This window comes from Streptomyces sp. NPDC001108 (assembly GCF_053598535.1).
Map to the genome: position 1 here is coordinate 387,813 of NZ_JBSFKL010000003.1, position 12,500 is coordinate 400,312.

At 69.7% G+C, this 12,500-nt stretch carries 9 protein-coding genes; 6 read left to right on the forward strand and 3 right to left on the reverse strand.

The features are described from left to right. Positions 1–1,242: a hypothetical protein gene (locus ACWC97_RS10235; RefSeq protein WP_450648571.1), complete on the forward strand. Its 1,242-nt coding sequence runs from the start codon at positions 1–3 to the stop codon at positions 1,240–1,242. Positions 1,243–1,250: 8 nt separating this feature from the next. Here ACWC97_RS10235 and ACWC97_RS10240 read toward each other — a convergent pair whose 3' ends face one another. Further along, the gene (locus ACWC97_RS10240; RefSeq protein ID WP_450648573.1) at positions 1,251–1,577 is read right to left on the reverse strand and encodes a hypothetical protein; all 327 of its coding nucleotides are present in this window, start codon (positions 1,575–1,577) and stop codon (positions 1,251–1,253) included. A 221-nt stretch (positions 1,578–1,798) separates the two neighbouring features. On the opposite strand from ACWC97_RS10240, the gene ACWC97_RS10245 reads away from it, so the two are divergent. Both ACWC97_RS10245 and ACWC97_RS10250 read left to right on the forward strand, forming a co-directional pair. Continuing rightward, positions 1,799–3,898, forward strand: coding sequence for an McrB family protein (locus tag ACWC97_RS10245; RefSeq protein WP_450648575.1), 2,100 nt, complete (start codon positions 1,799–1,801; stop codon positions 3,896–3,898). Further along, positions 3,891–5,129 carry an McrC family protein gene (locus tag ACWC97_RS10250; protein ID WP_450648577.1) on the forward strand — a complete coding sequence of 413 codons (1,239 nt, stop codon included), beginning with the start codon at positions 3,891–3,893 and terminating at the stop codon, positions 5,127–5,129. The genes ACWC97_RS10245 and ACWC97_RS10250 overlap by 8 nt, the downstream gene beginning before the upstream one ends. A 562-nt stretch (positions 5,130–5,691) precedes the next feature. On the opposite strand, the gene ACWC97_RS10255 is transcribed toward ACWC97_RS10250, so the two are convergent. After that, the gene (locus tag ACWC97_RS10255; RefSeq protein WP_450648579.1) at positions 5,692–6,381 is read right to left on the reverse strand and encodes a hypothetical protein; all 690 of its coding nucleotides are present in this window, start codon (positions 6,379–6,381) and stop codon (positions 5,692–5,694) included. A gap of 606 nt (positions 6,382–6,987) precedes the next feature. Between ACWC97_RS10255 and ACWC97_RS10260 the strand changes: the two genes are divergently transcribed. The 3 genes from ACWC97_RS10260 to ACWC97_RS10270 all read left to right on the forward strand — a co-directional run bounded on the left by ACWC97_RS10260 (position 6,988) and on the right by ACWC97_RS10270 (position 10,765). Continuing rightward, positions 6,988–8,400, forward strand: coding sequence for a family 2B encapsulin nanocompartment shell protein (locus ACWC97_RS10260; protein WP_450648581.1), 1,413 nt, complete (start codon positions 6,988–6,990; stop codon positions 8,398–8,400). A 110-nt stretch (positions 8,401–8,510) separates the two neighbouring features. Further along, on the forward strand, positions 8,511–9,872 hold the full coding sequence (locus ACWC97_RS10265; RefSeq protein WP_450648582.1) for a family 2 encapsulin nanocompartment cargo protein terpene cyclase: 1,362 nt from the start codon (positions 8,511–8,513) through the stop codon (positions 9,870–9,872). Between the two features lie 17 nt (positions 9,873–9,889). After that, a complete protein-coding gene (locus ACWC97_RS10270; RefSeq protein WP_352273111.1) occupies positions 9,890–10,765 on the forward strand; it encodes a geranyl diphosphate 2-C-methyltransferase in 876 nt (291 codons plus the stop codon). An 83-nt stretch (positions 10,766–10,848) separates the two neighbouring features. Here the strand turns inward: ACWC97_RS10270 and ACWC97_RS10275 are convergent, their stop codons facing one another. Further along, a complete protein-coding gene (locus tag ACWC97_RS10275) occupies positions 10,849–12,372 on the reverse strand; it encodes a hypothetical protein (protein ID WP_450648585.1) in 1,524 nt (507 codons plus the stop codon). Positions 12,373–12,500 lie beyond the last annotated feature (128 nt).

Below are 12,500 nucleotides of genomic sequence, written 5' to 3' on the forward strand. Positions count from 1 at the left end.
ATGCACTTCAAGAGCCTGGAGCAGGCCCTGTGCGACCGTCATCCCGAGCTGACCGACCGGGTGCGGTTCGACGACGCGAACCTTCTGATGCATCTGAAGGTCACACTGTCCGGTCAGCGCTCGGTCGCCCTGGCGCAGGTACGCATGGGGTACTCGATCGTCTGGGCGGTGATGGATCCCGTACTGAACAGTGCGCCGTCCGTCTGGCCGCTAGACACGCCCGACGAGGTGCTCGTCGACGCCCTGCACGCCGTGGCCTCGGCGCACCTCACCGGCGTACCGGTTCCCTCACCGTGGCGCTGGAACGAGAGCGAGCCGTCCGACATGACCGAGCTGGCCGACCTCCTGGACGCCCGCGGTGTGCGAGTGCGGCGCGTGGCGGCGGGGAATGGCTACCTCCCGTACGGCCCCCGCCACTCGCCGAAACTCGACATCGTGGGCGGACGCGACGGCTGCTTCGTCGAGGCCGAGCTCTCCGACGCGTTCGTCCGCGTTTCGCTGAAGCCTGCCCTCGGCTGGCTGGTGGATGTGTACCTCGAGGAATGCGAGGCGTGGGGCCGTGTCGATCTGGGCTGGCATCTGTGGCGCAGCACGCGGCCGGGACCAGGAGTACCCCGTGCGCAGGCCTCGGTGGCGGACGTCGCCGACGTGCTCGGCAAGGGGCTCAAGGCCTGGGACGTCGAAGTGCCGTGCGTGCCGACCGATCGCGGGGAACCGGCTCCTGCCGGGTACCGATCCGCATTGCAGGAGTCCCTCTTCGCGGGTGAAGCTACTCCGCCCGAGTGGCCGAGGGACGTCGGCCTCGATATCGATCAGCTCTATGAGGAAGCCGAGCCAAGGACGTCGCCGCGCTCGCCCAGCCCCCGGCACATCACCGAAACGGTTCTCGACCAGTTGGTGGCATTCGGCTTCGGGGACGTCGAAGAGGGGGACGCCGAAGTCCCCATCCGGTCCGACGCGTTCCACATCGAGTGGCACAGCCGTGCCAAGAGTCTGTCCACGTCCGAGGTGCAGCGGCTGAACGGCCTTGCCGCGGCGGCCGGCGATGACGTACCAAAGCGGCTCATCGTGATCACGACATCCGGCATCAGCCGCCCGGCAGCGGCCTTCGCCGACTCGGCCAAGGCGTTCGTCTTCTTCGTCGACCGCAGCGCTGACAAGCTGATGGCATTGAACACCCGTGCTCAGGAAGCACTTTTCCCCCACGCAAAACCAGCCGATCGTGAGCTGGAGCCCTGGTAACCGTCCCGTCAGAGACCGGCCCTCGCCAGCAGAGACTTCAGCGCTCCCGGCTCGACCTTCTGCACGGACCGCACCTGGCCGAGTTCCAGCTCGTCCCAGCTCACCGGGTTGGCGTACAGGGCATCCGTGGGGCCGGGCAGGAGGGTCACGTCCACCCGATAGGAGAAGTCGGGGTCGTCGGGGTCGTCTTCCGGCTCTCCGTCGACCTCGGCCACTGCGGCGACCGCCGACTGGGGCTGGCTGAAGAAGAACCACAGACGGCCCCCCGGGTTCATGCGGTTGCGTCGGCTGAGCCAGAGGTCGAGTTCGGGGTCCTGATGCGCGAGGCGGCGCACGGTCTCCTTGTCGGACGCTCCCCGTCGAGGGTGTCCTTATTCGGATTCAGGATGTAGATCCAGTCCTGCACGGTCTCTCCTGTCGCCGTCGTGCACGCCGCCCGAGATCCGGCCTCGCGGTGCTGGCCCATCGTGCCAGCCCCCGTGGCGCACACGCAGGCGGTCGACCGACTTTTCCGGACGCGGAGACCACTGTGTCGCCGTCCGGCATCATGACCCCCATGACCAACGGGGTGGACGTGCGCACGGCTGCGGCCGAGTTCGACCGGAGCGCCGTGGCGGACGCCGCGTCGGCTGCCGAGGAGGAGCGCAAGCAGGTGCTGTCCCAGTTTCCGCTGGAGGACTGGGCGGAGCTGCCGCTGGAGCGCTACGCCCTCGGACAGGCCGCGCCGCCCGGAGCGGGGCCGACATACTGCCGGCTAATGGAGTTCGGCACTCGGCACCTGGGCAGCATCAAGGGCGGAAGTGCCGCGAAGCACATCATGTACCACCACGTCTCCGGGGAGTGGCGGCTGGCCGCACCCCTGCGTGGGATGGACCCACAGGACGCCTGGGCGGAACTGCGCGGACAGTTCGTCAGGGCTTTCGACGCCCTCGAGTCAGGGGACTTCGAGGCGCTGGACGACCTCGAAGTACTGCGGTACGGACCGACGTTGGTGACGAAGTCGCTGGCCACCTACTTCCCGCAGCACTTCCTGCCCATCTACGCGGGAGAGCACCTGCGCCGGTTCGTCACCCTGCTGGGCGGTTCGACGCAAGGTGATGTTCCTGCCTGGGGGAGCAATCGTCGGCTGCTGGAACTGATCCGCTCTCGCGCGGAGTTCGAGGGCTGGACCAGGCACGAAGTGATGCATTTCCTCTACGCGCACTTCGATCCGCGGTCCAAGCAGCGCACCGTCTGGAAGATCGCGCCCGGCGAGCGCGGCCGGCTGTGGGAGGAGTGCCGCGCGGAAGGAGTCATCCGGGTCGGATGGGACCAGCTCGGAGACCTCGGCCTCTACCGGAGCGACACCGATCTCAAGCAGGCCCTGGACAGGAACTGGCCCCGTAGGAGCGGGGGCAGCCTGACCCTCGCACGCCGACTGATGGCCTTCCGTGACCTGGAGGATGGCGACCGGATCGTGGCCAACCGAGGTACGGACGAGGTCCTGGCCATCGGCACGGTCAACGGGAGTTACCGCTTCGAAGCGGACCGGCCCGAGTTCCAGCACGTCGTCTCCGTGGACTGGGATCTCTCGCACGCGCGGAAGCTGTCGGAACCGAAGCAGTGGCGGTCCACCTTCGCCAAGGTCGACCCGGCCCTCTTCGCGAGGCTCATCGCACCCCAGGGCGCTTCGGGTGTGGACGTGATCCGAGCACCGCAGACCACGCCGGTCGCGCTGCCCGAGGACGTACAGGCCGTGCTGGACGCTCTGGAGCGCAAGGGGCAAGTGATTCTCCACGGGCCGCCCGGTACGGGCAAGACACGCCTCGCACTCGGCGTCGCCCTCGCCCTGGACGGCCGCGCGGACGCGCTCGGTGCCGACGCCCGTCACCGTGGCCTTACACAAGCCGAGATGTTGCACGGCGACCGGGTCAGCATGGTCACCTTCCATCCCTCCTACGGTTACGAGGACTTCGTCGAGGGATTCAAACCGGACCTGAGCGCCACCGGCCCGGGACTCACCCTCGCGCTCACGGACGGCCTGTTCCACAGCCTGTGCAGCCGTGCCGCCGCCCATCCCGACCAGACGTTCCTGCTGGTCATCGACGAGATCAACCGCGGTGACCTACCGCGTATCTTCGGCGAGTTGATCACACTCCTCGAACTCGACAAGCGCAACCTTCCGGTCGCTCTGCCCGTCAGCAAGCGACGCTTCTCCGTCCCGCCGAACGTCCGGATCATCGGCACCATGAACACCGCCGACCGGAGCATCAGCCACCTGGACGCCGCGGTCCGCCGCCGCTTCGCCTTCCTGCCCGTAGGACCGGACCCGGACGCCGTCTCCGGAACGGTCGGCCCCCTGGACCTGGCCGCGTTCTTCGAGTCCCTCAACGGCCGTATCGCCCGTGATCTCGACGCGGACCACCAGATCGGGCATGCCTACCTGCTGCGCGACGGTGCGCCCATCGCCACCGAGGAAGACCTGGCCGCGGCCTTCCATCACGAGGTGGTCCCGCTCCTGGAGGACTACTGCCTCGGCCGGGCGGAACTGCTGCACCTCATCCTCGGCGACCTGGTCGACGCCGACACCGGGCGTGCCCGCCTCATGTCCCCGCAGGATCTGCCGGACGCGCTGGCGACCGAGTTCACCAGCGGCGCTCCCGGCCCGGATGCCTGACCGCCTCCCGGTTCCTCTCGGTGAGTACGAGTCCGCCCCGCTGGAGCCCGGCCAACTCACTCCGCGGGACATAGACCGTCTGCAGGCCCTTCAGGCACGCGGCTGCCTCACCCTGAGCAGGGAGCGCACCGGCTGGCGCCTCAAGGCCGACGCGACCGTCGGCGTCCTGGTCCTGGACCGCGTCCGCGTGGTCATCTCCCCCAAGTTCGCCATTCCGGGAGAGCAGCTCATGAGCTGGCTCGCCTACGCCCTCGTTACGCCCGTCCCGGCGACGGCGAGGCGCTGGGCCACCGGCCCCGACGGTTACGCCGACCTGATTGCCGCCGCCCTGCTCGAACAGTGCGAGCGGCTGCTGCGGGAGGGCCTGCGCCGGGACTACGTACGCCGCCGGAGCGTCGACTCGGTGCTCCGGGGGCGCCTGGACGTCGCCGCCCAGGCCACCCGGCGCTACGGGCAGCTGGACCAGCTACACATGCGCACCTTCGACCGGGAGGCGGACATCTGGGACAACCGCGTTCTGGGGAGCGCGCTGAAGGCGGCACTCGGTCCGACCACCAGCCCGGACCTGGCGCGCGCCCTGCACGACATCGCTGGCGCCTTCCCCGAGGCGCCGACCCCCGCAGCGGCGCTCCGCGCCCTGGACTGCACCCACTACACCCGCCTCAATGCTCGTTACCGCCACGCCCACACCTGGGCCCGCCTGCTGCTGCGCGGCGGGGGCGTGAGCGACCTGCTCGCCGACCAGGGCGCCACGGCGGACGGCCTCCTGCTCAGGATGCCCGCGCTCTGGGAAGCCGTCGTACGCCGTCTCGGCACCGAGGCCGTCGGCCCTCGCGGCGGCCACGCCTTACCCGGCGGAAACGGCGCCGGCATCATCGTCCGCGGAGACCTGGGCAACACCTCGACGTTCCGGCCCGACCTTCTGCTCAGCCTCCCGGCACGCGGCACGGCACACCGCAGATTGCTGCCGGTGGACGCCAAGTACAAGCGCTACGACCGGCACGGGGTGAGCGCGGACGACGTCCACCAGCTCCTTACCTACGGCGGCGGTTACGGGCCTGCCGAAGACCCGATCGCCATCATCGTCCACCCCCGGACGGGCGGCAACGCCCAGCGCATCCTCCGGGTGCGGGGCCCCAACGGCCTGTTGGGCACCGTCCATGTCCTCGGCGTCGACACCCGCACCACGCCGGAGCAGGCGACGGACTGGATCAGTTCAGTACTGCGCTGAACACCCCTATTGACCGTGTGGCTCCCGCACCACGATGTCCGCCTTTTCGTCCCGGACAGCCTCCACAAAGCCAATGAGCGTAAACGGAGTTGTGGGCGAAGAGCCCCTCACCGGAGCGATAGCGCCACCGGTCCTCACGTCATGGGCTCCCCTCCATACAGGAACTTTCTCGATGGCCACACGTCTCGAGATGCGTACGCAAATTCGAACTTCAACAGTTCCACAACTTTGTTGACACTGCTAACGCATTCTTGCCATGATCGATTATGGCAACATGGCTCCCCACCCATGCGCCACGCACCTTCGTCGCGCCCGGCACCAAGGAAACGAACATAAGCGACTGGTCTCTTCCGGGACATCTGACCGGCGATGAGGTGTCGTGCCCTCCTGGAGGCAAGAGGGCACGACACCTCAGCACGCCTGCTGACCTGCGAGGTGGCTGGGAGGGTGTCCCTGTCGGCGATCTCGGCAGGACACGAGCAAGGGTCCCCTCCTGGAAGTCCCGCGCCTGATTGTGGGCGACCGCGTCGTTCCCGTTCCTGGAGACCTGCTGATCCCTCTCTCACTCCTCAGGTGTTGAGCGACGGCCCAAGAACACTTCGGTCACCCGCTCGGCGAGATCGTCTTCGGTCATCGTGGTGTCAGCCTCGATGGCACGCAGCCCGAGACGCTTCGTTTCCTCGTGGAGATGTTTCACGAAGGCGTGATCGCGTTCTGCGATGTTGCGGCCGGCCTGCTCCGGATCACTGGTCTTCCAGATGAACCCTTCTCCGGGCGTGGCCCGACTCTGGATCGCGGCCTGGCGGAACTCCGGGGTGGGGAGGAGCCAAATCGCCTGACTGGAAACGGAGAGCAGCGGCTTCACGAGGTGTGGCAACAGTCGGAAGCCCTCGACGAGGACACAGGGTTCCGATGGCAGCCGAAGGAGATCGTCGATGATCAGCCGGAAGCCTTCACCACGGAACCAGTGGAAGGTCTCGAGCATGGTGTCCGGAGACCGGTTCACCCATCGCTCGTCCATATCCATGGCCATGAACCGGTGCAGGAACGGGGCCTCTTCGGGTGTGGTCCGGTCCGCGTGCTCCGACATCACGTCGTCGGTCGCGTAGAGCTGCCACCCGTATTGATCCGCCAGGCGGCGAGCAATCGTCGACTTGCCCGCCCCACTTCCGCCGCCGATCCAGTAAACATGCCGCAGCTGTTCACGCAGCGCGACGGTATCGGCAGCCGATCCGTATCGCTCGGGTCGCATTCTTCTCCTGTCAGAATGGCTTCGTCACACGACGTTAAGCCGTGTCCGCCCGTCCACCGCTCCGGACAGCGGACGACCGGCATCACCCTGCGCGTGACCGGCGCCGCCGACCGACAAGGCCCCGCTCCACAGATCGGTGTTCGGCCCTCGTGAACATCGTCCACACCGACGAACGAGGCCCTATAGCACACGGCCGCACGCACCCCGCCAACCGTCGAGCGCCGGACACACTGCCCTCGCACCGGCCCGAACGGGTATGCCGTCACCGTCCGCTTCGCTCCGGGCATCCGCACCGCCGCCATCGGGAGGCCCAGCCCAGGGAACGGACACATCCCGCGTTCGCGGCAACGGGCCGCAGGTTTCGCGCTGTTCGGGAGCGGGGTCCGGTACGGCCGGAACAGGTCGATGCTCGAACAAACATCATGCGGGCACGATCATCGTATCGAGTTAATGTCAGCGGCTTTCCTTGCCCCGGAGGGCGAAGCGGCTATTAGTGTTCCCCTGGATCTGGACGGGTTCCCATCCAGATACCCCCTTTTCCCTCCAGTTACCCAGTGACGTCCGCATACGTGCGTGTCGCCGACCTCAGCAAGGGGAGCTTGCCCGATGACGGTTGCATCGAGCCCGGAAGTACGGCCGGAGCTGCCCCGGCAGTCCAGTCTGGGGACGGCGGCTGCCCGCAATCTCGCCACCACGACGAAGTCCGCCCCGCAGATGCAGGAGATCTCCTCCCGCTGGCTGCTGCGGATGCTCCCCTGGGTGGAAGCCAAGGGCGGGACGTACCGGGTCAACCGTCGTCTGAGCCACACGGTCGGCGACGGGACCATCGAGTTCGTCCAGGAGGGCGCCCGCGTCCGGGTGATCCCCCGCGAGCTCGGTGAACTGGCCCTGCTGCGCGGCTTCGACGACGTGGAGGCGCTGACTGCGCTCGCCGACCGGTGCGTCCAGCGCGACTTCCGGGCGGGCGAGACGCTGGTCGAGGACGGTGCCCCCGCCGACCGGATCCATCTGATCGCGCACGGCCGCCTCCGGCAGACCGCTGTCGGCGCGTACGACGACGCGGTCGTCCTGGACGTACTCGCCGACGGCGACCGGTTCGGGGAGAAGGCCCTGCTGGACGAGGACGCCCGGTGGGAGCAGACCGTCGTCGCCGAGACGTCGGGCACCCTGCTCACCCTGTCCCGCGCCGACTTCGCGGCCGTGCGGTCCATGGCGCCGAGCCTCCACGGCCACCTCGAAGCGGTCTCCGCCCGCTCCCGTCAGCGGCAGAACCACCGGGGCGAGGCGGAGATCGCGATGTCGGCCGGCCACGCGGGCGAGCACGAACTGCCCGGCGCCTTCGTCGACTACGAGCTGAACCCGCGCGAGTACGAACTCTCTGTCGCCCAGACCGTGCTGCGGGTCCACACGAGGGTCGCCGACCTCTACAACGGGCCGATGAACCAGACCGAGGAACAGCTCAGGCTCACCATCGAGGCGCTGCGCGAGCGCCAGGAGCACGAGCTGGTCAACAACCGGGAGTTCGGCCTGCTCCACAACGCCGACTTCAAGCAGCGCATCCAGCCCCATGCCGGTCCACCGACCCCGGACGACCTGGACGAACTGCTCTGCCGACGCCGGAGTTCCAAGTTCTTCCTCGCGCACCCCCGGACGATCGCGGCGATCGGACGCGAGTTCAACGCCCGTGGGATCTACCCGGACCACATCGACCTCGACGGTCAGCGGGTCACGGCCTGGCGCGGGGTTCCGATCCTGCCCTGCGACAAGATCCCGATCACGCCGGAGAAGACCAGCTCGATCCTCGTGATGCGCACCGGCGAGGAGAAGCAGGGCGTCGTCGGCCTGCATCAGACCGGGCTGCCGGACGAGTACCGGCCGGGCCTGTCGGTCCGTTTCATGGGCGTCGACGAGAAGGCCATGACGTCCTATCTCGTCAGCGCCTACTACTCCGCCGCGATCCTCGTGCCCGACGCGGTCGGCGTGCTGGAGAACGTGCAGATCGCCCACTGGCCCAAGTAGCGGCCCCGGGCCCGAACCTCGCGCGAAACCCCGGGTTCCCGGGGCGGTCGCGCATGCCCCGGGGCCGGGAACAGCCGTCCTCACCCACCGAAGGAGCCAAGGAGCCACCGATGCCCGCGCCCGAGCTGCCACCGCCCCAGTCGAGTCTGCCCGAGGCCGCTTCCCAGTTCGGGGAGCGGGTGCTCGCCGCCGTCGTCGCCCATGCCCGCGATGTGAAGGCCGCCATCGGTCCGGTCTCCGCGCCGCCCGTTCCCGCCTCGTCCTCCTCTTTCTCGCTTGCCGCCACACCGTCCCTGCCGGCCGCACCGTCGCTGCCCGTGGCGCCCTCCCTTCCCGTCGTACCCGCTCCTTCGGTACCGGCGGCGGAGGCTCCGCGGCCGGCCGCCGGCCCGGGGTCGGCGCTGCGCGGCCCGAGCGGGCTGGGCACGGCGGGCCTGCGCCTGACCCTGCGGGAGGAACCGCCGACGCCCGCACCGGGTACGGGTGCGGGCGAGGGCACCCCGGTTCCGGGCCTCTACCACCACCCGCTGCCCGAGCCCGACCCGGTACGGGTCGAGGAGGTCAGCCGGAGGATCAAGTCCTGGGCGCTGGACGAGGTCTCGCTCTATCCCGACGACTGGGAGGAGGAGTTCGACGGCTTCTCCGTGGGCCGCTACATGGTCGGCTGCCACCCGGACGCGCCCAGCATCGACCATCTGATGCTCGCCACCCGGCTGATGGTGGCCGAGAACGCGGTGGACGACTGCTACTGCGAGGACCACGGCGGCTCCCCCGACGGTCTCGGGGAACGGCTGCTGCTCGCGCACACCGCCCTCGACCATCTGCACACGACGGAGGAGTACCAGCCGCAGTGGGCGAAGTCGCTCCACTCGGACGCGCCCCGCCGCGCCTACCGCTCCGCCATGGAGTACTTCGTCCGGGCGGCCAGCCCCTCCCAGGCGGACCGGTTCCGGCACGACATGGCCCGGCTGCACATGGGGTACCTCGCCGAAGCGGCCTGGGCCCAGATGGACCACGTACCGGAGGTGTGGGAGTACCTGGCGATGCGCCAGTTCAACAACTTCCGCCCCTGCCCGACCATCACCGACACGGTCGGCGGCTACGAACTCCCCGCCGACCTGCATGCCCACCCCGCCATGCAGAAGGTCATCGCGCTCGCGGGCAACGCGACGACCATCGTGAACGACCTGTACTCCTACACCAAGGAGCTCAACACCCCCGGTCGCCACCTGAACCTGCCGGTGGTGATCGCCGAGCGCGAGGGGCTCTCCGACCGGGCGGCCTATCTGAAGGCGATCGAGGTCCACAACGACCTGATGCACGCCTTCGAGCGCGAAGCCGCCGCCCTGACCGCCGACTGCCCCGTACCGCAGGTGCAGCGGTTCCTGCGGGGGGTGGCCGCCTGGGTCGACGGAAACCACCACTGGCACCAGTCCAACACCTACCGCTACAGCCTGCCCGATTTCTGGTAAAGAGAATGGATTCACCTGTGACCAACACCGAACTCACCACCGCTCCCCTGAGCATCCCCAACCCGGCGACGCCGTACCAGGGGGACATCGCCCGCTACTGGGACGGGGAGGCCCGGCCCGTGAACCTGCGGCTGGGCGCCGTGGACGGCCTGTACCACCACCACTACGGCATCGGTGAGATCGACCACGCCGCGCTCGGCACCCCCGAGGACAGCGAGCGCGAGAAGAAGCTGATCACCGAGCTCCACCGGCTGGAGTCGGCGCAGGCCGACTTCCTGCTGGCGAACCTCGGCGAGATCGGGCGGGACGACACCGTGGTGGACGCCGGCTGCGGCCGCGGCGGTTCGATGGTGATGGCGCACCAGCGCTTCGGATGCAAGGTCGAAGGTGTCACGCTCTCGGCCAAGCAGGCCGACTTCGCCAACGGCCGCGCGCGTGAACTCGGCCTCCAGGACCACGTCCGCGCCCAGGTCTGCAACATGCTCGACATGCCCTTCGAGACCGGTTCGGCCGCGGCGTCGTGGAACAACGAGTCGAGCATGTACGTCGATCTGCAGGACCTGTTCGCCGAGCACTCCCGCGTGCTCTCGGTCGGCGGCCGCTACGTGACCATCACCGGCTGCTGGAACCCGCGGTACGGCCAGCCCTCGAAGTGGGTCTCGCAGATCAACGCGCACTTCGAGTGCAACATCCACTCGCGCCGGGAGTACCTGCGCGCCATGGCCGACAACCGCCTCGTGCCGCAGGCCGTCATCGACCTCACCCCCGACACGCTTCCCTACTGGGAGCTGCGGGCCACGTCCTCGCTGGTCACGGGCATCGAGGAGGCGTTCATCAACTCGTACCGGGACGGGTCCTTCCAGTACGTCCTCATCGCGGCCGACCGCGTGTGACCTTCCGCGGAACCACGAGGGCCCGCCCCCGGACGCCACGCGCGGTGTCCGGGGGCGGGCCCTTCCCCGTGGCCGTGCGGCCGTTACGGGCCGCCCGGCCGGAAGGGGCAGGTGAGGGGGAGGATCCGTTCGGAGAGCTGCCCGGTGAGGTGGGTGTCGGTGAAGGCGGCGTCGGTGAGCCAGTCGACGGTGGTCAGCCGGTCGACCAGGGGCTCGAACTCGGCGGGGTCGACCGGAACCTGGGCGGTCAGCACGTCGAGGGCGATGCCCTGGCCGTCCCGGCCCAGGCGGCCGGACGCGTCGGTCCGGCTGGCCAGGGTCAGGGCGAACAGCCGGGCCTCGGCGGGCGGCTTGGACTTGCGGAGCTTCTTCTCCGAGACGACCCGCTGGGCCCAGCCGGAGAGCTTGGGCCGCATCTTCCTGCCGAATCCGAACGGCTGCGTCCCGTCCTCCTCGGGGACCAGCGAGGGGACGGTGATGGGGGTGGCGTTCTCCGGCCGGGAGGCGAGGAGGTCGGCGACCGTGCCGGGTAGCTCCAGCCAGCCGCAGCCGGTCAGTCGCTCGACCAGCTCCCCCGGGTCGGCCAGGCCCAGCCCGGTGAGGTCCTGGCCGACGAGGTTGCCGGTGCCGGTGTGCGCGGTGCGCAGGGTCAGCATCAGGACCAGCAGGCGCGCCTCCGGTCCGGGCAGCGGGGCGTGACCGGCCACATGGGCGAGCACGGAGCGCGCGTTCTCCCACTGCGCCGGTACGGGCAGCACCCGGTCCACCGGGGGCCCGCCGCCCGGGGCGCCTCCGGTGCGGTGCTGGTGCTGGAGATCGGCGGCCGCGGCGGCCTGCTCGGCCCGCTCCGCCTCCAGCCGCAGGCGGATGTCGCCGGTGGCGTCGGCCCAGGCCACGAAGGCCCTCGCCTTACGGCTGTGCAGCTCGGCCAGGAGCGCCAGATCGGGCTCGTCGCGCTCCTGGTAGGAGCGGAAGAGGTCGCCCAGCTCGATGAGTTCGTCCCGCAGGGTGAGGGGGCGCAGGTCGTACGGGATGATCCGCTGGGCGATCTTCGGCAGGGGGCGCCGTCGGCGCGGCCGCCTGGGGCGGGGGGCCGGGACCGGGCCCGCGGCGGCGGTCTGCTGATCGGAGAAGTGCGGGGCACCGGTGGCCGCGGGCACCGGCCGGCCGCCGGTCCGGGGCGCGGGCGCCTGGCCCACGGTCCTGGCCCCGGGGGTGGCCGCCGCACACCGTGAGCAGCACTCCAGCGCCTGCCACCAGCGCCCTTCCCGGTCGGTGAGGACGGCCAGGACGATCGGCCCGCCGCACCGCCAGGGTTCGGTACGCACCGGCCGGCCGGTGTCGGGGATGTGGGCCCGGCAGCCGTCGGTCCGGCAGGCGCAGTAGGCCTCGGGGCGGGGTGCGGGGGCGGCGCGGAGATGGGCCTTGAGGTGGGCGACCGCGGCCGCCCGGCCGGCCGCCGCGGTCGGCAGCCGCTGCTCGGCGCAGGCGGGGCGGCTGCACGAGACGCGCACCGCCGCACCGCCCCGGTCGGCGGCGTCCAGACGCACCGTCCACCGGCGCCCCGGGACCCGTTCGTCCAGCTCACTCACCACGGCCTGCGTCATTCCGATCTTCCTTCACGTCCCGAACCGCCCGATGCCCGCCACCGTCTCCCACCGTGTCGGGCGGGTTACGCGCAGCGATCCCACCGTATGCGGCACCGGAGTGAATTCCGGCGGGATTAACCCGTTCG